Here is a 25763-nt window from a genome sequence, read left to right on the forward strand (position 1 = left end):
GGTCTAACGTCGACTTCGGGCACGGATCACGATCGACGAGAGGTGGACGGCGTGAAATTGGGGTTGGTACTTGCCGGTGGCGGCGTTGCGGGAATCGCCTGGGAAACAGGTTTTCTGTTGGGCCTTCAGGACAAATCACCGGACACTGCCGCTGCGCTGCTGACGGCGGACGTGTTGATCGGCACTTCCGCAGGTTCCACGGTGAGCGCTCAGATAGCGAGCGGCGTGACACTGCAAGAGCTTTTCGACGCACAAACAGCGGAGGCGACCGGCGAAATCGACCCGAAGGTCGATGTCGAGGTACTCGGTCAGATGTTCGTCGACGCGATCGCAGGATCGCAGGACCGGGCCGAGCAGCTCCGTTTGCTCGGCGAAGCAGCGATGAGAGCCGATACCGTCGAACCTGCCGTGCGTCGCGCGGTCATCGAGGCGAGGCTGCCCAATCGGTTGTGGCCCGACCGGGAGTTGCGCATCCCGGCGATCAACGCACAGACCGGTGAGTTGAGGGTGTTCGGCAACGCTGACGGCGTAGAACTGATCGACGCAGTCGGAGCAAGTTGCGCCGTACCAGGGGTGTGGCCGGTAGTCGTGATCGAGGGCGAGCGGTACATGGACGGCGGAATGGCGAGTGGCTCGAATGTTCATCTGGCTGCCGACTGCGATGTGGTCGTGGTTCTTTCACCCGCAGCCGACCCCGCCCCGAATCTTCTGGGCGGCAGTCTACGAGAGGAAATCGACGTGATGACGCCCTTGCCCGTGCTGCCTGTCTTCGCCGACGACGCCGTCGTCGAAGCGATCGGAACGAACTCGCTTTCACCGACAACCAGGCGCCCCGCAGCCGAACTCGGCCGCGAACAGGGCCGTCGAACCGCCGACGAGATCGCCGCGTTTCTGGTGACGGCATGAGCGCCGCACGGATTGCCGTCGTCGTGCGCCCGGAGCAATCTCCGGAAGATCTGGTTCGACATGCCAGGTATGCAGACGAAGTCGGTATCGACGAGGTCTGGTTGTGGGAAGACTGCTTCTTCGGCGGAGGAATAGCCACTGCTGCAACTGTATTGGCTGAGACCGATCGTGTGGGTGTGGCGATCGGTGTGCTGCCGACCCCGATGCGCAACACCGCGATCACGGCGATGGAGATTTCAGCGCTGGCCAGAGTTCATCCGGATCGACTACGGGTTGGCTTCGGTCACGGCGTTCAGAGTTGGATGCGGCAGATCGGGGCCAAAGCCGAATCGCCGTTGACCCTCCTGCGGGAGCAGTTCGGAGCAGTCGAGCGGCTACTGGGCGGTGAGTCGGTGACGGTGTCCGGTCGATACGTGAATCTCACGGACGTCACGCTGGCGTGGCCACCGGAGACGGTGCCGCAGTTGCTCGTCGGCGCCACGGGGCCAAAGACTTTGGCGCTCAGTGGCGAGTTGGCGCAGGGCACCGTGCTCTCGGGTGGGACGACCCCGGACGGCGTGCGTCGGGCGATCGCTCACATCGGGGCGTCGGATCACGAGGTCGTCGTCTACGTCATCTGTGCTTTCGGTTCCGGCGGTCGTGAGCGCGCCCTTGCCGAGGCCGCAGCGTCCGATAGCGAGTCGCCGGAGGATGCGATTGCCGTGGGCAACGCGGCCGAAGTCGCGGCAGCAACACGGCGATGGGTTGCAGCAGGTGCAACCACCGTGGCACTCCAACCGACTGTTGACGAGCCGGATGTCCGCGAGTTCATTCGCTTTGTCGCGCAGGAGGTTCAACCCCTGGTGGCGTAGTTCAGAAGGTTACTCTGGACAGAACCGCGTCGATGTCGGCAGTGCTCACGTCGTGATGTGTCACGAACCGAACCTTCCCGGCAACGGTGACCGCGCCGACATCGACAGCGGCGAGCTGAGCAACGGTGACCGACGGATCGGCTGTCGCGGCCAGAACGATGTTGGTGGCAGGTTCGTCGACGGCCCAACCGCGTTCACGAAGCCCCGACGCGAGGCGCTGCGCGTTGTCGTGATCGTCGGAGAGGCGAGCTTGTGAGCGCAACGCGACGATGCCGGCTGCGGCCAGCACTCCGCCCTGACGAACGCCGCCGCCGAGCATCTTGCGGATCCTTCGGGCTTCGGTGATCAATTCGGGTGATGCGGCGAGTATCGAGCCGACCGGCGCACCGAGTCCCTTACTCAGGCACACCTGAACGGTATCGGCGCCGGAAGTCAATTCGGTGGGCGAAACATCGAGTGCAACAGCGGCATTCCAGAGACGGGCGCCGTCGAGGTGAATCTTCAAGCCGCGTGATCGCGCTGCGTCGACCAGCTTCGTCCATTCGGTCGGATTCATGACGGCACCGCCGGCGAAGTTATGAGTGTTCTCGAGACAGAGCAGCGTGGTGTTCAACGCGAAGTACGGGCCGGGGGAGCCCGCCGCCTTCACGACAGTCTCGGGGGTGGGACGTCCGGGTCCGCCGTCGTGCGGCAACGCCATCGGCATTCCCTGGGCGAGCCAGGCAGCGGTGCCCAATTCGGAGCCCAAGACGTGAGAGTGTTCCGGTGCCAGGAACTGATCGCCGCGGTGAAGGTGCAGCATCAGCGCAATCAGGTTGCCCATCGATCCGCTCGGCACCCACAGTGCCGCCGGTAAACCCAGAGTGTGCGCCACCTCTTCCTCGAGCGCCGCCATGGTCGGGTCGTGATCGAGGACGTCGTCACCGACCTCGGCGTCGGCCATCGCCTTCCGCATCTCCGCATCAGGCTTGGTGACGGTGTCCGAGCGTAGGTCGATGTACGACGAAGTCATGGCTCATTCGATCAAGCCGCGTGTTCCGGCGTCAAACCGCGGTATTTCCAGGACGGCTCTTCCGGCCTGATAAATCGATATCGCTGAGGATGCCTTCCGTGTGATGATGAGCGCCGGCAATCGCCGGTGACGAGAACAAGAAGTGGAAGGGGACAGGCATGCGCGACTGGAAGCAAGCGTTGCACCTGCGCGGGCACTCACCCCGCGGTATTTCCCATCCCGCATTCGGGGAACAGAGCGGCGCTGGATATATGCCGTTCCCCATTTCTTGCATTTGCTCCTGACCCGTCTTCGTGTCCAGGAGTTTCACTCCTCGACACGAACTGAGAACTCTCATGCGGAACCCGAACCGCGCACTTGCTCACAGTTGGATGAACCGCCCCGTCCGGGTACTCAACGCCACGTACGAGTACCTCGGTGAAGTGAGCGCCGATCGTGCGGTCGTCCTGATCGCCACCGGCTCCGCGCAGCCCACCGAAGACGTGACCCCGATATTTCCGGTGCGCTCCAAGCACGTCGAAATCCCACTGCCGAGGACGATCCTGCTCGCCGAGTACGTGTACGTTGCTCACCGGGTGACGGTCACCGATTCCAGTCGGGCCACTTTTGCCGGTGTCTTCGACCGGGACGGTCGTCAATGTGCGTACTGCGCCGCCCGGGCAACGACCATCGACCATGTCCAGCCGCGGAGCCGTAACGGGCCCAACACGTGGGGAAATCTGGTGGCGTGCTGCAGTTCCTGCAATCAGCGCAAGGCGGATCGCACTCCGGCCGAGGCCGGTATGCGGCTGCTGTGGGAGCCGAAGGCACCTCGGCGCATCGAGAAAGTGCAGCAGGAGATCTGGCGTGAATTGAGTCGGACGTGACAGTCGAAGGGAGCCAGTGATGTGCGCTGACGAAATCTCCAATTTGGCTGAGCTTTTGCCGATCTCGGACGACCGGACGTGGTGGCAGGCGGAATGCCGAGGAGACCCCGAGCCGGACCGGTGGTTTCCCTTTCCGTCCGAGGGATACGACTACGCGACCGACGTGTGCAACAGGTGCCCGATTGCGGAATCGTGTCGCGAATTCGCCTCTGCCACTGGCCAGACCGGAATCTGGGGAGGAGTGAAGTTCGAGCAGGGCAGGATCGTCGCGGCGTGAGGGATCAGATTCCCGGCTCCGCGGCGATCGTACCGGCCGATACCGCCCGGCACAGAGCGTCGTGGTCACGTTCGGTTTGATCGGCGTAGAGCCGAGCAAACCGGGTGAGGGCGGTATCGACCGCGTCCGAGGTTCCCAGGTAACCGGAAATCAGTGACGCGCCACTGGTTCGTGCGTGTCCCTTGGCCAGTAGGCGACCGCAGATCGCGACATAGTCGGTCAAGGCCGCTGCATCGATATTGTTCAGGTCCACAGAACCTTTCATGTTCCGGAACTGACGGACGTAGTACTGGCGGTCGTCCACGGTGCACCACCCGAGCAGTGGATCACTGACCGTCTGGAGAGCTTGCTGGTATTCCGCGACGCGTCGTCCTTGGTGGTCGTGCCAGGCCGAGTCGCCGTGCACGAAGGGCGCAACTACGGATCGGCGAGCCTGTTTGAGCTGCAAGAAGATGACGTCGTCCGGGATGCTCCCTTCGCACAGGGCGACATAGGCGCGCAGAGCGACACTCCCGACTCCGACAACCCGGTGCGCAACGTCGATGACGTTGTATCCCGAGACGACTCGGCGCCAGTGTGGTGCAAGGGTTTCGAGATACTCGTCCAGACCCTCCAGGAGGAAGTCGGTGTCCTGCGGCGTGAGTCGTGTTGTGAGCGGCGGGTTCTCGACCAACTGGCGCCGTCCGTGATCCTCGACGGTGAACCGCGGCACCGCATGGTCACTCGTACGCCGCCGGGCGCGCTCCGCGGCGCGCCTGATCTCGGCCAGCAACCCAGGATCGGTGACGTGGTCGGTGAGTCCGTCGAGATCGACCCGGTCGAAGGAGCGATCGAACAGCGGACGCTCGGAGAGCTTCGCCAAGTGGAGGCGATACGCGGACACACACGAGGTTGTTGCTGTTTCGCATTGAGCTTCGGTGAGACCGTTCTGCCGACCGGCCACCCAGATGCTCGCAGCCAGCCTTCGTAGATCCCATTCCCAGGGGCCGGGATGTGCTTCGTCGAAATCGTTGAGGTCTATGACAAGTTCGCGTTCCGGAGATCCGTAGAACCCGAAGTTTCCGACGTGCGCATCTCCACAGATGACGGGAGTGATGCCGGTGGACGGCAGCTGCGCCATGTCCTCTGCCATCAATCCGGCGGTACCGCGCAGGAATCCGTATGGCGAAGCGACCATTCGCCCCACACGGATCGGAACCAACCAGTCGAGTCTTCCCTCGTGTGCCGTGTTGACCTGATCGACCGGGTCACGTCGATCGGATGGGGGCGTCCAGTCGCCGAGCGACGATCGCGCCACTCGCTTGCGCAGGCCTTTCCCGATCTTGCGACGCTCACTGCGGGGCGTCTGACGCGCCCGCAAAGTCGCCCTGCCGTCCGGTTCGTTCTCGAGAGCCAGCTGACCGGCAGGCCTGTTCAGCGGGTCCATGTCGGGCTCTCTTTCGTCGGGCGTGCGAAACTCGCGCTCGATCTTATGCCCGCCGGATTGTGCGCCGCGCGACGAGTTCCTTAACTACCCGCCTGGGCAATCAACTCGACAGCGCGGTCGGCGCACAGTTCAGGATCCGGCATTCTCCCGATACCGAGGCATTCGACAACGGCGAACGACGCATCCGGTGTGGTTTCCACGCCGAGCGCCCACCCGAAGTAGTGATTCCAGGCGAGTACGGCTCGGTGGCCACTGTGCTGCGGAATCTCGCTGCCCAGAACGAGTACTGCGTCGAACGCGGGGCCGTCGCACCAGATGACCGATTCGGCGAAGGTGGAGCTGGCGACGGCGACTACGTACCTGTGACAAGTCGATTCACTCGGAATGGCGATGTGTGCACGCATGGTCGCTCCTCCGGCTCGGTTGCGATCGGAGGGTTCCCCGTTGCCGGCGCCGAAAAAACGCTTGTCAGATTACGTCCCGGCCACAGATCTACGACGCAGACGGTGCCTGAGATGTTTTTGTGCTGCCCGCGCGACCGAGCGAGTCGAGAGATACTGTTCGGCCGGTATCAACCGGGAACCGAACAAGTAGAACCTTCGGGCTTCGTCGTGGTCGTGGGTGGCCGCGGAGATGAGCAGACGTTCGATCGCGGTGAACTTTCGCCCACCGGCGTAACCACTCATGTAGTCGATGTGATTCGTCATACTCGCTCTGGCGCTACGGTATTCGGTCAATGCAGCGTTCACGTTCCGATGTGAGTCGAGTGTGTCTGCCGGCGTCTCCGTCAGCATGTGCGCGGTCGCATCGACCAGCATCTGAGCGGTCTCGAGTGCCCACGAGCATCCGATACCCCACAACGGGTCGTTGGTTGCCGCAGCGTCGCCGATGAGTGCGAACCCGTTACCCACGGGTTCGGTGAGGGTTGTGGAGAAGTGTTTGGTACCAACGATCTTTCCGACGATGTGCTCTCGCCGAACAAGCGGAGCGCCGGGTAATGCGTTGGCGTACTCGAGGAAAGCAGTAGACAGGTCGTCAGCGAACGAGCCGAGCTTGTCGAGGGCAGGGAAGACCACCAGCACGCTGATTCCGCCGTCGTTGGGGAGCAGATAGGCGACGTCGGGATCCATGAACCACGACAATGACGTTTCTCCGCCGGGTCGTTCAAGTCCGGAGAGTTGGGCGAAATAGCTGAAACGCCCGTTGGATGCAGTCACGGAGTCACAACGAGCGGATCGTGCGACGGTCGAATCCTTGCCGTCCGCTCCGACGGTCAATCGTGCTTCGACAGTGAAGACCGAACCCTGTTCGGTGCCGTAGACGCCTGCAGTAGTGCCGTTCTCGGTCAGTAGTCCGGAAACGCGATGCCCGAGAAGAAGGTCGACGTTCGGGTAGTCGTTCGCGAGTTGGCGCAGTAGGGGGTCGAGAGTTTCCCTTCGGACGTTGAACCCAGGTGGCGGTGAGTTCTCTGCCGCGTCAGGGGTGATCACTCCCCAAGGGGTCCAGAATGTCGGAACGGTTTCCACCATTCCCAGGGCGAGCAGTTTTTCCGTGGCGCCGAGTCGTTGCAAGATCGGGGCACCGCACGGTTGCAGGTGGTGAGTGCACAGGACTTTGTGCGCCCGGATGTCGGAGCGAGCGTCGAGAAGCGCTATCCGCAGACCTTGCTGGGCGTACATGATGGCGGCCGCGCATCCCGCGATGCTCGCGCCGACAATCACAACGTCATACTTTTCCCGTGCCTTCGAAGTCACTCGATCAGCTTAATGCATAAGGTTATAACTTAAATATGACTGGATTCAGTCATCGTGTTCGGGCGTTAAGTCCCGAACTGCGGCCCGGATGGACTGTTCACGAAGCTCGTTCTCTCTGCGCAGTTCACGACGCCGTCGCCCGGCCTCGAATCGCTGCCTCGCGATTGTTCCGGTCGGCCGGAGTTGGGGTACCTCAGCCGGTTTCCCGTCGCTCCCCATCGCCACCATCGTGAAATAGCAACTATTGGTGTGTCGAGATTTTCCGAGAAGAATGTCTTCGGTTTCGACTCGAATTCCGATTTCCATCGAGGTGCGCCCGGTGTAATTGACGGAAGCGCTGAACGTGACGAGTTCGCCGACATGCACCGGTTCGCGGAACACCACACGATCCACCGACAGAGTCACGACGTAGGTCTGGGCATATCGACTCGCGCACGCATAGGCAACCTGGTCGAGAAACTTCAGAATCGTTCCGCCGTGCACGTTGCCCGAGAAGTTTGACATGTCCGGCGTCATGAGGACGGACATGGACAAGGTTTGTTTCGATGCTTGCTGCGATGCTTGCTTCAATTCAGGTAGGGAGTTCGATTCAGACATCAAGCGGGCCTCTTCGGTTCGGTGGACGGTGAAGAGACCGTATCCGGCAAAGAGGGTTACCCGCGCGTTCGGAAGAGCGCGGTGTCAGAGTTCGGGACAGTGCCCGTGTGGAGGACGTATTCGCTGGTGGCGACGGGGCCGGCCGCGCTCGACCTGAGACAGGGTGCGAGCGTCGAGCGGAGGTGCGCTGACATCGAAGCCCAATTCCCTGCGCCTCGAACCGCCTCGCGAAAGTTCTTCAACGCCGGCGCCTGGTCGCACAGTTCCTCGACGGGATCCGAACCGGCTGGTAGTTGCCACTCGAGCAGGTGCGAGGCCGAGCTCACCGACTCCAATCCAGCTGCTGCCTTCTCGAATTCGCTCGGGCTCGACCATGTCGTCGGTAGTGGTGTGATGCCATTCCACGCAGAGGCGGCCTCCCTTCGGAGTGCTGCTGCCCACCCGTTCTCCGACCACGTTGCGACACAAATGCTTCCACCCGGGCGGGTCACCCGCATCATCTCTGCGAGGGCGATCGCAGGGTTGGGACAGAAGATGATCCCGAAGATGCTGACACAGGCGTCGGCGCTCGAATCCGACCACGGCAGAGACTGTGCATCGCCGATCGTGAAAGTGGGTTCGGTAGTTCCGGGGCGAGGAATCCAGCGTTCGCGCGCGACCTCCAGCTGGCTGGCGGAGAGGTCGAGTGCGTGGACCGCGATCCCGGACTGGGCCGCCGGGAGCGTAAAGTTCCCCGTTCCAGCGCAGACGTCGTACGCCGTGCTCACGTGCCCGATCGAGCGCAGCGCCTCTGTCGATGCAGGTGAGAGTTGTTCGGCAAGAGGGGAATATGCCGCACCGTTCCAGTTTCCCCGATTCACGACAAGCTCCTTTCGACTGCGTCGATGACCGTATCGAGCGCTGCGCCTGCCGCACGCGCTGCTTCGCCGGGGTTGCGTTCCTCGATGGCAGCGATCAAGGGTCGGTGCTCGTCGACGTGGAAACCTGGACCGACACTGACGGCGGACAGCGAATCCGTCACGGCGGCAAGGACTCCCCGGTAGACGTCGATCAGTGCGGAATTGTGGGACGCCTCGACGATCGAAAGGTGCAAGGCCATGCCGGCTTCGACAGTGAAGCCGCCGACGTGACCGGGGTGGGCATTCCAGGCTGCATGTATCCGCGCGAGATCTTCGGGGGTGTGGCGCTGCGCTGCAAGTCGCGCGGCTTCGACCTCGAGTCCGCGTCGCAGGCTCAGTACGTCGAGAACGTCACCTCTGGCGAGCCTGCGCCCGAGTAATCCTTCGACCGGCGACGCCGCCATGACGTACACGCCGCCACCGTGGCGTACGGACAGAACTCCGGCGTGGGCAAGCGCCCGTACCGCTTCGCGCATGGTGTTTCGGGCGACTCCCAATTCTTCGACCAATGCGGTCTCCGGCGGGAGTTTCGATCCGACGGGCCATCGACCGGTCGAGATCGCCTCCTCGATCGCCGCGGCGACGATGTCTACCTTGCGTCCGGAATCGGCCATGTATGTCACCTCGGATAAGTGGGTCAATGACTTGATCGAGGTTAGCGTGCCCGACCAAGTGGGTCAATGACTCGGAAATTACCCGCGTACGTCCAGGCTGCGGGCGTAGTGCTCCTTGAATACCTCGAGATGTGCCCAAGATTCCAAGCCGCTGACACCGTCGATCCCGCGGATTCGCTCGGACAGCGCATGCAGGTCGCTCGAGGAGTTGGCGGCAACCGTCGCGATCACGTCGTATCGTCCGAGGGTCCGGGCGAGGAATTCGATTCCGGGCAGCGACTCGATCTCCGATACCGCGTTGTCGTCCCGTGAGCCCAGATTGACGCCGATGCCCATCGCCAGCGTTCGGCCACCACCTCGCCGCTTGACGACAGCGCCGACGCGCAGTGCCGTGCTCGCGATCAGATGATTGACCCGGTTGCGCACGGCGCTCGGCGACAGTCCGGTGTGTTCGGCCAGCTCGAGAAAGGGCATTCGCCCGTTGCGCTCGAGCAGTTCGATCAACGCGACATCTGTCGAGTCGAGTCGGATATCGGCTTGTAAAGCGGTCTCGGGCATGAAGATTCCCTTGATGACGTCGACGTAGACCAGCGTGCTCACGGATCGAACGCCACGTTGTGAGCGGAGTTCGGCGATGGCACGGTACAGATCGTCGTGACTGGGCACCCGAAGTTCCGCAATCACGTTGTACTGCCCGCTGACTGCCGAGATGTAGACGGCGGCCTCGGATGCGATCAACGCGTCCAGCACCGGGGTCATCGGTCCGGACACTGCGATCGAGACGTGTGCAAGCGCCTTCAGCCCGAGAAGTTCGGGGTGCGCGACGGCCACTACGGACACCGTTCCCGAGTCGAGTAGCGCCTGCACTCTGGTGGACACCGCCGCTCGTGGGGCGTCGACCGCCACGGACAGTTCGCGGTACGTCGCTCGCCCGTTGCGCTGAAGTGCGGCAATGAGCTTGGAATCGAGATCGACCGTCATGGTTGCCCCAACTTTTCCAGAGATTTTTCTGTATGAGCTTCCTATTAGAACAGTCGCATGTGGCCATGGATGATGTGGATAAGTGCAGAAATGCTCAAGAACTCATACAAAAAAGTTGTATACCGCCTGGTCTGAAACTTTGATGCATTGCATAGCTCCAGGTCAGGGCGTAGTTTTCGCTCAACACGCAGTGACCTGCACCACCATCTCGACGAAGGACCACCATGCGCAAGTTGCACACGCACGAAGCCTCGCCTCTCGACGCCACCGGCACGATCTTCACCGGCGCCAAGATCCACACCGTTGACGACAGCACGGTGGGAGCCGAAGCGTTCCTGGTGTTCGGAAACCGCTTTGCAGCGGTGGGAACGCTCGAGGAATGCCGCACCGAGGCGCGTCGGCTGAGCACTCGCACAACCGCGGTGGTCGAACTCGACGGCGCCACCGTCGTCCCCGGCTTCGTCGATCCACATGCACACCCGTTGATGTACGGGCAGATGCTCAGCTGGGTGGACTGTGGGCCGGAGAAGGCACATTCCATCCCCGGAATCATTGCGCTACTTCAGGAAGCGTCGCTCACAGCACCTGCGGGCGTCCCGATTCGCGGATACGGCTACGAGCACCGCAACCTGATCGAAGGGCGTCACCCGCTCAAGGAAGAGCTCGATCAGGTGGCCACCGATCGCGAGGTCTACCTCATGAACGCGAGCGGTCACGGCGGCGTCGTCAACTCCTTCACTTTCGACAAGCACGGTATCGACGCGAGCACCGAGAATCCGGCCGGTGGCGAGTTCTTCCGAGATGAAGACGGCGAACTCACCGGTGAGCTCTCCGACGCCGCGTGCAACATTCTCACCGGCGTCAACGGAGTGAAGGTCGGCCATCACGGCCCCAACTTCCATCTCGAGGACGAGCCGGAAGAGCACCTTCGCCAGCTGTCGGTCGCTCAGGACAAGTTCCTGGCCGGTGGCGTCACCACCATCGGTGACTGCCAGGTGACCCGGCGTGAATTCGACATGTACCTGCGTCTGGCCGAGCAGGATCAGCTCAAGACCCGCGTCAGCATGTACATGCTCAGCCACCTCCTCGATCACGTCATCGACACGGGAATGCACGGCGCCTTCGGCAATTCGCGGCTCGCGTTCGGGGGCATCAAGTTCTACGCCGACGGCACACTCGGCGGCTGGACCGCATACTTCCCCGACGGCTACGTGGGCGACCCGTGCCGCACCGGGCAGCTCTACCACGAGCCGGCGGACTACTCGGAGCTGATTGCCAAGGCACATTCGGTGGGTCTGCAGACCGCCACGCACGCTCAGTCACCGACCGCCATCGACATGGTGCTCGATGCCATCGAAGCTGCGCAGAAGGCTCACCCCGACGCCGACGCTCGTCACCGCATCGAGCATTGCGGACTCCCGACGGCCGAGCAGATCGCAAGGATGAACCTGGCCGGTGTCTACCCGGTGAACCAGCCACAGCACTACTACAACTGGGGCGAGGGCGTCACCGCTGCGATCGGCACTCCGGGCGAGCGGTTCAACCCGCTCGGCGAGTTCATCGCTGCCGAAGTTCCCGTGACCATCAGCTCCGACGCCCCCGTCGCAGAGCCGAAGCCGCTCGAAGCAATTCAGGCAGCCGTTACTCGTGTGACGCGTCAGGGCCATCAGCTCGGCTCCGATGCACTCCGCATCACCGCCGACCAGGCATTGCAGGCTCACACCCTCAACGGTGCGCGTGCGCTGGGCCGCGAAGCAGAGCTGGGCAGCATCTCGGTCGGCAAGCGGGCCGACTTCGTCATTCTGGGCGCGGATCCCCTCGAGGTTCCGGCCGACGCGATTGCGCAGATCGAGGTCCGAGAGACCTGGATCGACGGCGAACTCGCACATTCAGGTCATAACCACCTATTGTCGAGCACTTCGACCACCGAGGAAAAGTAATGAACCGAGAGCAACAGATCGTGAAGGCCCGCAAGGCGGGATTTGCAGCCTTCGTCGGTACAACTATCGAGTGGTACGACTTCTACGTGTATGCCACGGCAGCCGCCCTGGTGTTCGGTGACATCTTCTTCCCACCCGGAACCGACCGCCTGACCGGCGTTGCGGCGGCGTTCGCGACATACGCCGTCGGTTTCTTCGCTCGCCCGCTCGGCGGAATCGTGTTCGGCCATGTCGGTGACAAGATGGGCCGACGCACCGCATTGGTTGTGACTTTGACGCTGATGGGTGCAGGCACGTTCCTCATCGGCATGTTGCCCACTTACGCGTCGATCGGGTTCTGGGCGCCGTTACTGCTGGTACTGCTCCGCTTCGTCCAGGGCTTTGCCGTCGGCGGCGAATGGGGCGGCGCGGTCCTGATGGCCGTCGAGCATGCACCCGAGGACAAGAAGACCTTCTACGGCGGTTTCGCTCAGCTGGGCAACCCGGCCGGCGCGCTCCTGGCCACAGGTTTCTTCAGCATTCTCTCCACCTTCGGCGACGACGCTCTGCGCGAGTGGGCTTGGCGACTGCCGTTCCTCTGCTCGGCGCTGCTGATTCTCGTCGGCTTGGTCGTTCGCCTGAAGGTCGAAGAGTCCCCGGTTTTCGAATCCGAGGTGAAGTCCGCGGACGTACCGGAAATGCTCCCGCTCAAGTACGCGCTGGTGACCAACTGGCGCCCGATCATCCTGGGCATCGGCATTCTGCCCGTCGCAGTCGGCGGCTACTACCTCGTGACGACCTTCATCACGGCATACGCAACCGACCCCGATGTCGGATTGTCGGAGACGTTGATTCTCAACGCGCTGAGTGTCGCTGCAGTGGTCGAATTGATCGCGACTCTCGGCGTGGCGTGGCTCGGCGACAAGGTGGGACGCGTCCGCGTCGTCATCTGGGGCCTTGCGGCAGTCGCGATTCTCGCAGCGCCGCAGTTCCTGGTGCTGAAGTCCGGATCCGTGTTCCTGATCTTCCTGACCTTCGCTGTCATGCGACTGGTGCTGGCGGCCACGTACGGCCCGATCGCCGCCGTCCTGTCGCAGATGTTCAAGCCGCAGGCCCGCTACACAAGCATTTCGTTGGCGTACCAGGGTGCAGGCGCGATCTTCGGTGGGTTGTCTCCGCTGGTGTCGACGCTGATGTACAAGGCAACCGGCAGCATCTGGCCGGTCATCGCACTGCTGATCGGCATGTGCGTCCTGAGCATCGTCTGCCTGCTCTTCGCTCCGCAGCATGTGGACGAGGCGACAGATACCGACGGTGCTCCGCAGGGCCTGAACAAGGAATCGGCTTCCGCCTGATTGCCGAGAGTCGGCTTCCGCCTGACTGCCGAGAGTCGGCTTCCGCCTGACAACTGAAAACACGACAGCCGGGGCAGTACACGATTTCCGTGTACTGCCCCAGCTGTCGTTTCAGGTCAGTTGTCGTTCAGCGCCGGTTACGCGCCGACGAGATGGCGATGAAAATGATCGCTGCGTCGGTGGGCCTGGCTGAGATTTCTGATCTCACGCAGCCAGAAGTGAGACGCCAGCGTGTTACTGCTTCCGTAACCAGTGCCGGACGTGTCTTCGTCGATCAGGGCGACAAGCGCTTTGATCAGGCTGGTGACCTTGAGGTTGTTGGTCTGAGAATGTCGGAGCAAGAGCTCGGCGGCTTCGTCGGTGCTGCAACGGTAGAGGGTGCAGACGATTTCGATACCGCGCTCGCGGATCCGGCCCGAAGTAGTCGGGATCCGTAGACCGTTCGTCGAGTTGCTGTTCGTCTGGTTGTTCGTGTCGTCGGGGTGAATCATGGTGTTGATCAAGGTATTCCTTTGAACCGCAGGGTCTTTGGGCCCGTGCGGTGTGTAGCGCATGTTGATACTGGTGCAGTCGGTACGCGATTGGCGGCGGACTCCGTCGGAGCCTTCGGCCTGGTCAACAATCTGCGGGACTGATGAAAGTGCGTAGTGATCAAAGGCGCGGATTTGCACCGAACTGGAAGTCTGCCCCTGGAACGAATACTGGAACTGTTGTTCCGGGCGAAGCGACCGGCTGCCTGACTGACGGCTGCCCTCTGATAACCCCACCGTACGTCATCGATTGAGTTTCAGCTAATTCTATTTCGAGCGGCTGAGAGCACTGTGGCCCGTATTACCTGCTCAAGAGGCATTTATGTGGCCGATTATTGCTTGCTTGGTGATAGCCCAGGCGTCGGTCGTCGGGTTGCCGAACTCGCCGTGGCCGACGCCGGGAAGTTCGATCAGATCGACCACGTCGCCTGCTGCTCGGGCGGCACGGGCATAGCGCCGACTCTGTTCGACCGACACGACCTTGTCTCCGAGTCCGTGGATCACCGTGACGGGGAGGCCGGTGGGGAGGTGCTCGATCGGTGATGCGATGCGGTAGCGATCGGGATGATCGGTAGGCATGCCGCCCAGAAGATTTCGAACAAATCGATCTTTGCCCGCGGTTGCGGCGAGCGTCATGTCGAAGACGCCGGCCATGATCGTCGTCGAGCGAACCGGCACCGAGAGGTTTGGTTCCGGGGCGTCTGCACCCTGTTGGGATCGCGATGCGACCCAGGCGGCAAGTTGTCCACCCGCGGAGTAGCCGGCGATGTGTACACGGCTCAAATCCAGTCGCCCGGAGGCCTTTTCCTGAACGATGCCGGCCAGGGCGTTGGTGGCCGTAACGGTATCGGAGAGCGTGGTCGGCCAACCACCCTGACCGCCGACGCGTCTGTATTCGATGTTCCAGACCGCAATTCCGTACGGGGTCAGGGTTTTTGCCCACGCGCCCGCGTATTCGAGATTGCTCTTCTGGGCCCATCCACCGCCGTGAATGAGTACGACGACCGGCAGGTCACCGTCCGATCCTTCTGGAAGATACAGATCGCCGAAAGTGTCTGCGGCCGCGGCGTAGGCGATGCGGACCGGAGCGACGTCGCGGTCGAGGCCGGTCGCACTGCTGACAGATGCGAGGAGGGCGAGTGCACAGACGAGCACTACGGCGAGATACCCGGCCAAGCGGTCGCGGGAGCGGTGCGCGATGACCTGATTCCTCTCGGCAGGCGACGGACGATAATTCGGAAATCAGTCTATCGGTGCCAGGTGAATTTATGGTGTGAGCGAATGGGCCGTGCTCGCTCGCACGCGGAGTTCGCTACGCGTATAGCTCTGAACTGGGGGTTCGTCACCGTTGACCAGAGCCAACAGTGCATCTACGGCCGCTGCCGCCTGTTCATGGGGGAAGAAGTCGAAGGCAGTGATCGGGGGCTGGGAAACCAGCAGGGCAGGTTCGTCGCTGTCCTGTGCAATCAAGACGTCACCCGGAATCGACAGCCCGAGATCGAGGGCCGCTCGCGCCGCTGCCGGGGCGCAACCGAGAATCAACGACAGGATCGCGTCAGGCGGAGTCGAGGAGTCGAGGGCCTCGCGGGTGGCCGCATACGCGGCCCCGATGAGGCCTCCGACGGTGCTGGCGCCCGGAAACGACGTCAATTCCTCGCTGGTGCGTGGTGCCACGCCTCGGGCGCGGCACCACTCGAAGTAAGCGAAAGTCGTTGCGCGGGTCCACTCCGAATGCATTCCGGGAGTGAGGACGAAAATGTCCCTTGCCCCACGTTCGGCGAGGTGGTTCAGAAGAGTCTCCGTGGTGGAGACGAGGTCCGGTGAGGTGGAGTATCCGAACTGCCCGGAGTGTCCAGGACCCACTGCGACAGAGGGGATTCCGATCTTCTGCAGAACCTCGACGCGCGGGTCGTCGACCATCGGGTCGACGACCAGTACGCCGTCCATCTCGATGCGCCGCAGTCCCTTCGGATCTTTCATCGACGGTAGTAGGAGGAGTGAGTGATCGGCGTGGAATGCAGCCTGGGTCGCGGCGGTCGCCACGCGCCCGTACCAGTCGAAATTGAGGTACTCGGCCGATGACAGTTGGTCGGGAGCGGGGAGCATCAGCCCGAGGGTGGCAGTCCGACCCGACCTGAGATTCTGGGCCGACCGATTGGCACGGTATCCAAGGCGGTCGGCAACCTCTTGAACCCGAGCGCGAGTGGCCGCGTCGACCCGGCCCTTGCCGTTGAGTGCATAGGAGACCGTGGACACCGCGACGCCGGCGGCGTTGGCGACATCACGAAGCGTCGGCGAAACAGGGGTAGCCACTGCGGATCGTTTCTACTCGTTGGTCGGTTTGTCTCCAGCCTATCGATCAATCGTTTCGGCATGTTGCGTGCACCGGTGAGGGGCACCTCAAAACAAAACGTCGAATCGTTTCAGCGCAGGTATTGACACTGGTGAAACGATTCGGCACTCTCTTAGGAACACCGGGCGAACGTCGAGAGAAATTCGGGCGAACCTCGGGAAACCTGACCAGGCAGGCGCATACTTGCCTTAACTCGCGGAGCCTCCCCATGACCGAAAAAACCGACCCTCCCGGTGCAGGAACGCATTCTGAATCCGGTTCTCTCACGTCATCCTCGGGCCTGCGCGCCGGAACTATCAACAGCCGTCATCTGGTCTTCTTCGTCATCGCCGCAGCGGCGCCACTGACGATCCTGGTGGGATTCGCGCCACTGGGCCTGATGGTTTCCGGCGCTGCGCTTCCGGTGGGGTACGTCGTTCCCGGGATCGTCTATCTACTGTTCGCCGTCGGCTTCACGGCGATGAGCAGGCATATCCGCGGCGCGGGCGCGTTCTACGCCTACATCACCGAAGGGCTCGGAAAAACAGTCGGCGCAGGCGCCTCTGTGCTGGCTTACATCGGCTATCTCGGTGGCCAGATCGGATTCGTCGTCGCTTGCGGCATCTTTCTCTCGTCGACGATCGAGTTGTTCTTGGGAGTAACCGTTTCCGTCTACACCTGCGCATTGGCGGTCGCAGTTCTGGTCGTGGTGGTGGGATATCGCAGGGTCGATATCGGCGCGAAGGTGCTGGCCGTTTTGATGGCGCTCGAGCTCGGCGTCCTCGCAGTCTTCTGTGTGGCGGTTCTGTTGAAAGGCGGCCACGAAGGACTGTCGCTCGACAGTTTTTCGCCGTCGACCTTCATGACAGCCGGACTGGCGAGCGTCTTCGTATTGACCTTCACCTCCTTCGTCGGTTTCGAGCAGACGGCGATCTACAGCGAGGAAGTTGTCGATTCCAAACGCACAGTGTCGCGTGCGACCTACACAGCAGTCACTGTTCTGGCCGTGGTCTACGCATTCTGTGCTTGGGTGATCGTGCAGGCTGTCGGCCCGAGTCGGATGGGCGACCTACTCGGCGGTGACCCGTCCGAGCTGATCTTCGATCTCAACAATGAATTTGCCGGCTCCATGATGACCGACGTGATGCATCTGTTGATCGTCACGAGCTTCTTCGCGGGTTGCCTTGCCCTCCACAATGCTTGCAGTCGCTATCTGCTCACCATGGGGCGCGCGAGAGTCTTTCCTGCCGCGCTTGCACGGGTTTCGCCGACCACTGGAACGCCGAGCGTCGCCGGAATCACACAAGGCGCACTGGTATTCGCGGCAATCGCCGGCTTTGCGCTGACGCCCGCAGACCCGTACACCCAAGTAGTCGTGTGGACGAATACACCAACGATCATCGGTGTGCTGGTGTTGCAGGTCCTCACTTCCGTCGCCGTGCTCAGGTTCTTCTCGCAGGATTCTCGCGGTGAAGGTCTGTGGCAAAGGTTGATTGCACCCTCGCTCGCTGCAGTGGCGTTGATCGTCGCGCTCGGATACCTCTTGATGAACATGAGTGACCTGACCGGGTTGACCACCGCGCAAAACTTCTTGTTGGCAGTGCCATTGCTGTTGGCTTTCGCATTCGGCGTGGTCCGCGGGATGCGCGTACGTGAACACTCGGTCGAGGAGTTGTCGGCATGAGCGAATACGCATGGTCGGTCCCCGGAGGGTTGGTCGAACGTCCCGGAATTGTTCCGGGCGCTCCAGAGATATGGGTCTATGCGGACAGGTTCTCGTACTTCGGTGGTGACACCGTCTCGATCCGAGTGCATACCACCGCAGAAGAATACGACCTCGAAATTGTTCGAGACGGCGCCCGGCCGCAACAGGTCGCGCAATACGTCGGTCTGCCGGGCAAGCAGCAGCAGACGCCTGCCGACGCGTACGCAGTGGGCTGCGACTGGGCGGAATCCCTTGCCGTCGAGATAGATCCGAAATGGACGTCCGGCATGTACTTGGTTCTGGTCCGGATGCTCCACGAAGGGGTGACTATTGAGCGGGAGGGCTTCTTCGTCGTCAAGGCGCGCGAACCCGAGCATGCCGACTTCGTACTCATTCACACCACCAGCACGATGTTGGCCTACAACGACTGGGGTGGGGCAAACCACTACCGAGGTGTTCCGGACGGCTCCGGCGATGTGCCGACACCGATTTCCTCGACGCAGCGTCCCGTCGCGCGGGGGATGTTGCGCAAACCCGAGGGCGCAGCACGCAACATCCACACCGACACACCGGGAATCGGATGGATACCCCGTCACCCGCCGTACGAATGGGCGTGGGTGAACGGCTACTCGCGTCACCATGCGGACGCCTTCTGGGCCACTTACGAGAGGCCGTTCACGGTCTGGGCGGAAGAGCAGGGGTTCCGCGTCCACCACGTGACACAACACGATCTGCATAACGATCCGTCAGCGCTGCAGGGATATTCATGCGCAGTTGTTGTCGGTCACGACGAGTACTGGTCCTGGGAGATGCGTGACCGCATAGATGATTTCGTCGAAGAGGGTGGTGGTCTGGCGCGATTCGGCGGGAACTTCCTGTGGCAGGTACGCCTCGAAAACGACGCACAAGTCTGTTACAAGAATCCGTTCGACGATCCGATGCGAGAAGTCGACCCGACCCGGGTGACGACGGCGTGGGATTCGCCCGAGGTTGCCCGACCGGGGGCGTGGACGATGGGATTGACCGGCATGGCCGGTGTCTACAATCGTTACGGTGCAACAACTCCCAGGTCTTCGGGCGGTTTCACGGTATACCGGCCGGATCATTGGGCGTTGAACGGAACCGACCTGTACTACGGAGACAACTTCGGGATCGCCCCGATCTGTGTTGCCGGATTCGAGATGGACGGCGTGGATTTCACGTTCCGGAAGGGCCAGCCGTATGCGACCGGCGTCGACGGCGCTCCCGAGGATCTGGAGATCATCGCGATGGCGCCGGCAGTTTCGGGTTCGCGGGACAAATGGAACGGGAAAGTTCCGATCGGTGCGCCTTTCGCCGAAGTGCAGGGAATCATCGAATGCTTCTATGGCAGTGAGCCTCCAGATCACCTTCGTGATCTCGAATACGGATCGGGAATGGTCGCCTGTCACAAGCGAGGTCTCGGCTCCGTGTTCAACGCAGGTTCCACCGAATGGGTGAACGGGCTGATCCATCACGATCCGTTCACCGAACGAATAACTGCAAACGTACTGAATCTGTTTGCTGCACGAATTTCCAGCTCCAACACGAAGGAAAAATGACATGAGTGTCAACGACATTCGAATGTTCGGGCCAGGGCAGGGGACGCGGTTCATCCCGGAGTGGGGTGACGACGCGAGCCCGAACTGGTCGGAATCCGAATGGAGGTCATTCGGAGATCCGAACGGGGAATACTTCGGCGGTGGTTGGGAAGGCGAGCCCGGCACGCTCTTGTGCGACCCGTATCCGTACGACGAGGTCTGCATCATGATCAGCGGCCGGGTGGCGCTGATCGACCTCGATGGAAACCGTCGCGAATTCTCCGCTGGGGAAGCATTTTTCGTGCCGCAGTCGTTTCGCGGTACCTGGGAGACGGTTGAGCCGTCGAAGAAGTTCTTCGTCGCGCTCCCCGGATCGCGCTCATGACGGTGGAAACTTCGATGACTGTCGCAGCGTTTGGTCACGTGATCAACGGAACGTGCGAGAGCCCGGCAGGTAGACTTTCCGTGCTGGTCGATCCGGTGACCGACAATGTATACGCCCGTGCTGCCGTCGGTTCCGCCGATGACGTCGACCGAGCCTGCCGTTCGTCCGAGAAGGCTGCGCGGTCCTGGCGCCGGTCCACCCCTGCGCGCCGTCAGGAGTTGCTGCTGGCCCTCGCGGACGCGCTGGAAGCAAACGCGAAATATTTCCTCGAGGTCGAATGCCGCAGTACCGGCAAGCCTCTCAGGCAGGTGCGAGACGACGAGATCCCGCAGTGTGTTGACTTTCTGCGGTACTTCGCGGGTATTGCCCGCTCTCTGCCGGGCGTTGCCGCAATGGAGTACACGGAGGGTGCTACGTCTTATGTCAGACGTGAACCCATTGGCGTGATCGGTGCGATCGCTCCTTGGAACTACCCGTTGATGATGGCGGTCTGGAAGATCGCGCCGGCACTCGCGACGGGAAACACCCTCGTGCTCAAGCCGGCCGAGGAGACGCCGGAAACCGCGGTGATGCTGGGAGTGCTTGCAGCGCAGATCTATCCGCCCGGGGTGTTGAACGTAGTGTGCGGCGATCGCGATACCGGAGCCGCGCTCGTCGCTCATCCGGTTCCTCGGATGATTGCGCTGACGGGATCGACGAGAGCGGGTATTTCGGTCGCAAAGGCCGCGTCGGAAGACGTCAAGCTGTTGCATCTCGAACTCGGAGGCAAGGCACCCGCCGTTGTTTTCGCCGACGCGGACCTCGACGGCACAGTCGCGGGGATTGTTGCCGGGGCCTTTTACAACAGCGGTCAAGATTGCACCGCTGCGACGAGGATTCTCGTTCAAGAGGAGGTTGCGGAGGAGTTCACCGAGAAGTTGACGGCTGCGGCCGCGGACTTGAGGTTGGGCGGACCGGAATCGGGCGATTGTCTCGGCCCCCTGGTCAGCCGCGCTCACCGTGATCGAGTGGCGGAGTTGGTAGAGAGACGCTCAGCAAATACGAACGTATGTATTGGCGGGGGAAAGCCATCTGGACCAGGGTTTTTCTATCTGCCGACTGTTATTTCCGGGGTGCAGCAGGAAGATGAACTGGTCCAGGAAGAGATATTCGGGCCGGTTGTCACCGTACAGTCGTTCTCCACCGAGGCTGAAGCGATCGAACTTGCGAACGGGACCAAGTACGCTCTCGCGTCGAGCGTGTGGACGTCCGACCACGGCACCGCGATGAGGATGACGGCTGAACTGGACTTCGGCTGCGTCTGGGTGGGAGCCCACGGAATGCTCGCCGCTGAGATGCCTCACGGTGGCTTCGCTGGGTCGGGTTACGGCAAGGATCTGTCGGAGCTCGCACTGGCGGAGTACACGAGGGCCAAGCACGTCATGCATGTGACGAGCGTCTGACTCCTCGGCAATATCCAACGACGGCCATCTGCCCGCGCTGCGGGCAGGTGGCCGTCGTCGTGCCTCGGTGGACCTGCAAGATGCTGTTTGAATATGTTGCAGTGCAACATATTTGGAGAGAATTTTCGTTGATCCGGGTCGCGAATGCCGGTAAAGTGACGTGTGCAACATTGCGCACTTCGGCGCACATTCAACCCCACTTTCAATTCTGACTCCAGGAGACTGCCATGGGTTCATCCGACACCGATCTCAAAGCGCTCGACAGCGTTATCACCGTCGCCGGTGCATTGGCGGCGATATTCGGCGGAATCGCCGGAGTTGCCGGGCTGGCCACTTTTCTCGGAACCGGCGGCGGTTCTTAGGTTTTCAGCTGACATCAGTGAGGCTCGGACCGTTCGATTCTGACGATCAGATCCGCGCGTGGCCTGACTGCGCTGATCAACTCGGCGTTCGGCTGATCTACCCGTTTCACCCACTCTGCAGCCGCTTCGGAACTCTTTCCGAAGCGGCTGTGGCGTTTCACCAAGCGCTTCGTCCGAGTTTCCTCCGGAACGTCGAGATACCAGACCTCGTCGAGTGCTGCTCGCACTTCCTGCCATCCACCACTGGGTAGGAGGAGATAGTTCCCCTCGGTGACTATCAGCGGTGTACATGGGTCGACAGCCGTTGTGCTGCCTATTGATTCGTCGAACTCGCGATCGAAGACCGGAGCATAGACCGTCGAGTTCGAGGCTCGGAGTCGGCGTAGTAGAGCCGCGTAGCCGTCGACGTCGAAGGTGTCCGGTGCGCCTTTGCGTTCATGCCTGCCGAGTCGGTCGAGTTCCCGATTGGCAAGATGAAAACCGTCCATCTCGACGATGGAGCAACGAGAACCTAATTTCCGCACAATTGCCTGTGACACCGTCGACTTTCCGGCTCCCGGTGCGCCCGTGATGCCGAGGATTCTCCGACCGTCGTCGGTGATCAGGGAAGCAGCGCGTGAAGCAAGTTGGTCGAGCGTCAGCGAGACGGTCGGCGGTGAGGTCGTCACGTGTTGCTCCGATCAGTCCGAAGGGCCGGTGCATCGAGAGTACGCCGGAGGCTTTCGGCCATTGACAGTCTGAATGGACTGTGAAACTGTGAGCCATGCCACTCGAGAAGTTGGAGGTGAGACCGTGACCCTGCGCGATGCGCAGCGCGAAGCGACGCGCCACCGGATTCTCGATGCGGCAACGGATTTACTGATAGCGGACGGTTATTCATCTCTGACGGCGCAGTCGGTGCAAACCGCTGCCGGAGTCAGTCGGGGCGCTCTGCTGCACCACTTTCCGAACATGCAGGAGCTCACTGCGGCGTTGGTGTCGAACATCGTCGTACGGAACGAGGTGGCGGTAAGAGCTGCCATGTCTCGGCAGGATTCGTCGGTTGACACGATCGAGAACTCGATCTCCGCTCTGTATTCGGCGTTGACTCAGCCGCCATTTCAAGCGGAACTCGAACTGTGGTCCGCAGCGCGGACGGATCCGGTGTTGGCCGAGGTGCTCCGGGAATCGGAGCGAATCGCCGGACGGGATCTGCGGCGAGTTGTCCACGACGCTTTCGGTCCCGAAATTGTTGCTTCCGAGAACTATTCGCAGATTGCAGATCTGACGGTGCTGATGCTCCGTGGTTTGGCGCTGTCCCGGGCAGTGCAGAAGAGCGACGCGTCTGCGCGTCGTTCGATCAGTCAATGGGCAGGCGTCGTTCGCCTGCTCCTCACCCAGAACTAGCGTAACTCGTTCCGAGCGAGGCGCGCTCTGTCGACAGGACCGATGATGACGGATTTTGCGACCCTGAAGTACGAGACGTCCGGCGGTAAAGCGTATATCACGCTCAACCGCCCCGATCGGCTCAACGCGATCGACGACCGGATGCCGTCTGACATTCGAAACGCGGTGGCAGCAGCCAATGACGACGACGAGGTCCGTGTGATCGTCTTGCAAGGTGCGGGCAAGGCATTTTGTGCCGGGTACGACCTCAAGAAGTTTGCCGAAGGTGACCTTGACGGAAAGTGGAACCAGGGCCCGGTCTGGGACCCCATCAAGGACTTTCGCGGGATGAAGCAGAACACCGACGACTTCTTCACGCTCTGGCGATCGCTCAAGCCGACGATCTGCAAGGTTCAGGGATATGCGATTGCCGGTGGAAGTGACATCGCGCTGTCCTGCGACATGCTGATCATGGCCGACGACGCTCGCATCGGATACCCGCCTGCGCGTGTGTGGGGTTGCCCGACGACGGCGATGTGGGTGTACCGGCTCGGCGCCCAGCGTGCCAAGCGAATGCTGTTGACGGGAGACACCATTGACGGTGTCACTGCGGCTGACTGGGGATTGGCGCTCGAAGCGGTGCCGGCCGACGAATTGGACTCGGCGGTGGAAGCGTTGGCGGATCGCATCGCCGGTGTTCCGCTCAATCAGTTGGCCATGCAGAAGATGATGATCAACCAGGCGTACGACAACATGGGATTGCAAGGCACCCAGGTACTGGCAACCCTGTTCGACGGAATTACGCGTCACTCCCCGGAGGGGCGCTGGTTCAAGGATTTTGCCGAGCGCGACGGATTCCATGCCGCGGTTCAGTACCGCGATTCCGGACGCAAGATTCCAGACGGAGGCGGGCCGCTCCCCGCGTCCGACACCCCTCCTCGATAGAAAGTGGATGTGAGATGAGCAGTGTTCTCGAAACGTCGTACTTCCCCGCTGACGTGTCTGACCCGATAGAGGAGCAAACGGTGGGTGGGCTGCTGCGAGAGTGCGCCGCGGACTCGCCGAATCTGATTGCAATCAGAGAAGTGGTTCCGACGCAATCGCATTCGCTTTCCGGGGCGGCTGAAACCGATCGCACGTGGACCTTCGCGGAGCTTCTCGACGAAGCAGAGGGGTGTGCGCACTATCTCTTGTCTCGGTTCGACTGTGGAGATCGGATCACTGTCTGGGCTCCGAACGTTCCGGAATGGATGATTCTGCAATACGGCGCCGCGCTCGCCGGGATGGTTCTGGTGACCGCCAATCCGGCGTTGGGTGCGGAGGAGCTGGCGTACGTCTTGTCGCAGTCCCAGTCTCGGGGGCTCTTCCACACCGGAAAGTTCCGCGGTGGCGATATGGCAGCGGTTGCATCCGAGGCGATTTCGATTTCGGGAGAAGAAGTTCTCGCAGTCAACTTCGAGGAGTGGGATCGCCAGGTTCGAGGTTGGGCGGGCGAGCGGGGCGCTCTGCCCGAAGTCTCGCCTGACGACAATGCGCAGATCCAGTACACGTCGGGAACCACCGGGGTTCCCAAAGGTGCTCTGTTGCATCACCGAGGATTGGTCAACAATGCCGATTTCGTGAGTCGGAGAGGCCGATTCCCTGAGCGGGGTTCGGTTGTGTCGGCCATGCCGCTGTTCCACACCGCCGGGTGCGGCATCCTGGTTCTCGGCGCCGCGCAGCGAAGAATGTCGATCGGCCTGATCCAGTACTTCGATCCGACTGCGGTTCTCGATGCGGCGGAACGCTTTCACGCTGACGTGGTCAGTGGAGTGCCGACGATGCTGATCGCGATGATCAACGACGCCAGCTTCGCGAGTCGCGACTTTTCGGCCTGTTCGGTGGTCGTATCCGGCGGGTCGTCGGTCCCGCCCGAACTCGTCAGCACGGTGGAGTCGGCCTTCGGGGCGGGGTTCAGCATCGTCTACGGACAAACCGAGGCCAGCCCCGTCATCACACAGACCAGCCCGGCCGACACCCCCGAGGACAAGTCGGAGACGGTCGGACTCGCGTTGCCGCAGGTCGAAGTGAAGATCTCCGACGTCGTGACCGGGGACAGCGTGCCGCTCGGCGAACAAGGCGAGATCTGCGCGCGCGGGTACCTCGTCATGACCGAGTACTTCCGTAATCCGGAGGCTTCGGCCGACACCGTGGACAAGGACGGTTGGTTGCATACCGGCGATTTGGGGACGATGGACGAACGTGGATACGTCCGGGTTACCGGCCGCCTCAAGGACATGATCATCCGCGGCGGTGAGAACATCTATCCGCGTGAGGTCGAGTCCGTGATCTTCACACATCCGAAGATTCTCGACGTGGCGGTCGTGGGTGTGCCCGACGAGGTGTGGGGTGAGCGAGTTGTCGCCGTCATCCGCTGGAAGGACGAGTCCGACCAACCGACCGCCGCCGAGCTGGTCGAGTTCTGCACCGAGCGACTGGCGCGCCACAAGGCGCCCAAGGAGTGGTTCAGCGCGGAGGCGTTCCCACTGACAGGGTCGGGCAAGATCCAGAAATATCGAATTGCGAGCCTGGTCGGCGAAGGCGTGTACGGCGTCGTCAACTGATCGGTGCACATAGCACGTCGGAG

The 25763-nt window shown here is 61.9% G+C and carries 26 protein-coding genes; 14 read left to right on the forward strand and 12 right to left on the reverse strand.

What is annotated here, in order from left to right; translation table 11 throughout:
* Positions 1 to 42: 42 nt before the first annotated feature.
* Entirely contained in the window at positions 43 to 906 is an 864-nt protein-coding gene (locus tag ABH939_RS24175) for a patatin-like phospholipase family protein (RefSeq protein WP_047269365.1), read from the forward strand.
* Positions 903 to 1757, forward strand: coding sequence for an LLM class flavin-dependent oxidoreductase (locus ABH939_RS24180; protein ID WP_054186995.1), 855 nt, complete (start codon positions 903 to 905; stop codon positions 1755 to 1757). The genes ABH939_RS24175 and ABH939_RS24180 overlap by 4 nt, the downstream gene beginning before the upstream one ends.
* 1 nt (position 1758) lies before the next feature.
* Here ABH939_RS24180 and ABH939_RS24185 read toward each other — a convergent pair whose 3' ends face one another.
* Positions 1759 to 2769 carry a GntG family PLP-dependent aldolase gene (locus ABH939_RS24185; RefSeq protein ID WP_338926521.1) on the reverse strand — a complete coding sequence of 337 codons (1011 nt, stop codon included), beginning with the start codon at positions 2767 to 2769 and terminating at the stop codon, positions 1759 to 1761.
* A gap of 335 nt (positions 2770 to 3104) precedes the next feature.
* Here ABH939_RS24185 and ABH939_RS24190 point away from each other — a divergent pair, with 335 nt between their 5' ends.
* Both ABH939_RS24190 and ABH939_RS24195 read left to right on the forward strand, forming a co-directional pair.
* The gene (locus tag ABH939_RS24190) at positions 3105 to 3635 is read left to right on the forward strand and encodes an HNH endonuclease (RefSeq protein ID WP_338926519.1); all 531 of its coding nucleotides are present in this window, start codon (positions 3105 to 3107) and stop codon (positions 3633 to 3635) included.
* A gap of 19 nt (positions 3636 to 3654) precedes the next feature.
* A complete protein-coding gene (locus ABH939_RS24195; RefSeq protein ID WP_003943196.1) occupies positions 3655 to 3912 on the forward strand; it encodes a WhiB family transcriptional regulator in 258 nt (85 codons plus the stop codon).
* A 4-nt stretch (positions 3913 to 3916) separates the two neighbouring features.
* Here ABH939_RS24195 and ABH939_RS24200 read toward each other — a convergent pair whose 3' ends face one another.
* The 7 genes from ABH939_RS24200 to ABH939_RS24230 form a co-directional block, all read right to left on the reverse strand.
* Positions 3917 to 5338 carry a DUF2252 domain-containing protein gene (locus tag ABH939_RS24200; protein WP_047269369.1) on the reverse strand — a complete coding sequence of 474 codons (1422 nt, stop codon included), beginning with the start codon at positions 5336 to 5338 and terminating at the stop codon, positions 3917 to 3919.
* A gap of 80 nt (positions 5339 to 5418) precedes the next feature.
* Positions 5419 to 5742, reverse strand: coding sequence for a DUF6292 family protein (locus tag ABH939_RS24205; RefSeq protein WP_003942947.1), 324 nt, complete (start codon positions 5740 to 5742; stop codon positions 5419 to 5421).
* A gap of 69 nt (positions 5743 to 5811) precedes the next feature.
* The gene (locus tag ABH939_RS24210; protein WP_338926516.1) at positions 5812 to 7092 is read right to left on the reverse strand and encodes an NAD(P)/FAD-dependent oxidoreductase; all 1281 of its coding nucleotides are present in this window, start codon (positions 7090 to 7092) and stop codon (positions 5812 to 5814) included.
* A gap of 45 nt (positions 7093 to 7137) precedes the next feature.
* Positions 7138 to 7620, reverse strand: coding sequence for an acyl-CoA thioesterase (locus tag ABH939_RS24215; RefSeq protein WP_030536130.1), 483 nt, complete (start codon positions 7618 to 7620; stop codon positions 7138 to 7140).
* Positions 7621 to 7745: 125 nt separating this feature from the next.
* Positions 7746 to 8549 (reverse strand): class I SAM-dependent methyltransferase, encoded by an 804-nt coding sequence (locus ABH939_RS24220; RefSeq protein WP_030536129.1) that lies wholly within the window; start codon positions 8547 to 8549, stop codon positions 7746 to 7748.
* On the reverse strand, positions 8546 to 9202 hold the full coding sequence (locus ABH939_RS24225; protein WP_125052245.1) for a FadR/GntR family transcriptional regulator: 657 nt from the start codon (positions 9200 to 9202) through the stop codon (positions 8546 to 8548). Before ABH939_RS24225 ends, ABH939_RS24220 begins: the two co-directional genes overlap by 4 nt.
* Before the next feature lie 78 nt (positions 9203 to 9280).
* A complete protein-coding gene (locus tag ABH939_RS24230; protein WP_007730473.1) occupies positions 9281 to 10183 on the reverse strand; it encodes an Lrp/AsnC family transcriptional regulator in 903 nt (300 codons plus the stop codon).
* A 224-nt stretch (positions 10184 to 10407) separates the two neighbouring features.
* Here ABH939_RS24230 and ABH939_RS24235 point away from each other — a divergent pair, with 224 nt between their 5' ends.
* Both ABH939_RS24235 and ABH939_RS24240 read left to right on the forward strand, forming a co-directional pair.
* Complete coding sequence (locus tag ABH939_RS24235; RefSeq protein ID WP_042921482.1) at positions 10408 to 12123, forward strand: amidohydrolase; 1716 nt, start codon at positions 10408 to 10410, stop codon at positions 12121 to 12123.
* Entirely contained in the window at positions 12123 to 13457 is a 1335-nt protein-coding gene (locus ABH939_RS24240) for an MFS transporter (RefSeq protein WP_003942898.1), read from the forward strand. The genes ABH939_RS24235 and ABH939_RS24240 overlap by 1 nt, the downstream gene beginning before the upstream one ends.
* Positions 13458 to 13594: 137 nt before the next feature.
* On the opposite strand, the gene ABH939_RS24245 is transcribed toward ABH939_RS24240, so the two are convergent.
* The 3 genes from ABH939_RS24245 to ABH939_RS24255 form a co-directional block, all read right to left on the reverse strand.
* Complete coding sequence (locus ABH939_RS24245) at positions 13595 to 13960, reverse strand: hypothetical protein (RefSeq protein WP_007730475.1); 366 nt, start codon at positions 13958 to 13960, stop codon at positions 13595 to 13597.
* 336 nt (positions 13961 to 14296) lie between these two features.
* Positions 14297 to 15163, reverse strand: a complete 867-nt coding sequence (locus tag ABH939_RS24250; RefSeq protein ID WP_238704762.1) for an alpha/beta fold hydrolase — start codon at positions 15161 to 15163, stop codon at positions 14297 to 14299.
* 90 nt (positions 15164 to 15253) lie between these two features.
* Entirely contained in the window at positions 15254 to 16300 is a 1047-nt protein-coding gene (locus ABH939_RS24255; RefSeq protein ID WP_338926510.1) for a LacI family DNA-binding transcriptional regulator, read from the reverse strand.
* 248 nt (positions 16301 to 16548) lie between these two features.
* Between ABH939_RS24255 and ABH939_RS24260 the strand changes: the two genes are divergently transcribed.
* From ABH939_RS24260 to ABH939_RS24280, 5 genes are all read left to right on the forward strand, one after another.
* On the forward strand, positions 16549 to 18003 hold the full coding sequence (locus ABH939_RS24260) for an APC family permease (RefSeq protein ID WP_328599532.1): 1455 nt from the start codon (positions 16549 to 16551) through the stop codon (positions 18001 to 18003).
* On the forward strand, positions 18000 to 19604 hold the full coding sequence (locus tag ABH939_RS24265; RefSeq protein WP_042921484.1) for a N,N-dimethylformamidase beta subunit family domain-containing protein: 1605 nt from the start codon (positions 18000 to 18002) through the stop codon (positions 19602 to 19604). The genes ABH939_RS24260 and ABH939_RS24265 overlap by 4 nt, the downstream gene beginning before the upstream one ends.
* Before the next feature lies 1 nt (position 19605).
* The gene (locus ABH939_RS24270; protein WP_007730501.1) at positions 19606 to 19968 is read left to right on the forward strand and encodes a cupin domain-containing protein; all 363 of its coding nucleotides are present in this window, start codon (positions 19606 to 19608) and stop codon (positions 19966 to 19968) included.
* 14 nt (positions 19969 to 19982) lie between these two features.
* On the forward strand, positions 19983 to 21410 hold the full coding sequence (locus ABH939_RS24275; RefSeq protein ID WP_404650264.1) for an aminobutyraldehyde dehydrogenase: 1428 nt from the start codon (positions 19983 to 19985) through the stop codon (positions 21408 to 21410).
* A 227-nt stretch (positions 21411 to 21637) separates the two neighbouring features.
* Entirely contained in the window at positions 21638 to 21772 is a 135-nt protein-coding gene (locus ABH939_RS24280) for a hypothetical protein (protein ID WP_003942853.1), read from the forward strand.
* Between the two features lie 14 nt (positions 21773 to 21786).
* Here the strand turns inward: ABH939_RS24280 and ABH939_RS24285 are convergent, their stop codons facing one another.
* Positions 21787 to 22440: a nucleoside/nucleotide kinase family protein gene (locus tag ABH939_RS24285; RefSeq protein ID WP_007730507.1), complete on the reverse strand. Its 654-nt coding sequence runs from the start codon at positions 22438 to 22440 to the stop codon at positions 21787 to 21789.
* A gap of 124 nt (positions 22441 to 22564) precedes the next feature.
* Here ABH939_RS24285 and ABH939_RS24290 point away from each other — a divergent pair, with 124 nt between their 5' ends.
* Genes ABH939_RS24290 through ABH939_RS24300 form a run of 3 tightly spaced genes read left to right on the forward strand, consistent with a single transcriptional unit; the run spans position 22565 to position 25740 of the window.
* On the forward strand, positions 22565 to 23158 hold the full coding sequence (locus ABH939_RS24290; protein WP_007730510.1) for a TetR/AcrR family transcriptional regulator: 594 nt from the start codon (positions 22565 to 22567) through the stop codon (positions 23156 to 23158).
* A gap of 45 nt (positions 23159 to 23203) precedes the next feature.
* Complete coding sequence (locus ABH939_RS24295) at positions 23204 to 24082, forward strand: crotonase/enoyl-CoA hydratase family protein (protein WP_223304467.1); 879 nt, start codon at positions 23204 to 23206, stop codon at positions 24080 to 24082.
* A gap of 14 nt (positions 24083 to 24096) precedes the next feature.
* Positions 24097 to 25740, forward strand: coding sequence for an AMP-binding protein (locus ABH939_RS24300; RefSeq protein ID WP_042451563.1), 1644 nt, complete (start codon positions 24097 to 24099; stop codon positions 25738 to 25740).
* The last annotated feature ends 23 nt before the right edge of the window (positions 25741 to 25763 follow it).

Origin of the sequence: Rhodococcus sp. 27YEA6 (assembly GCF_044908235.1) — a bacterium.
GTDB lineage: Bacteria > Actinomycetota > Actinomycetes > Mycobacteriales > Mycobacteriaceae > Rhodococcus_F > Rhodococcus_F qingshengii.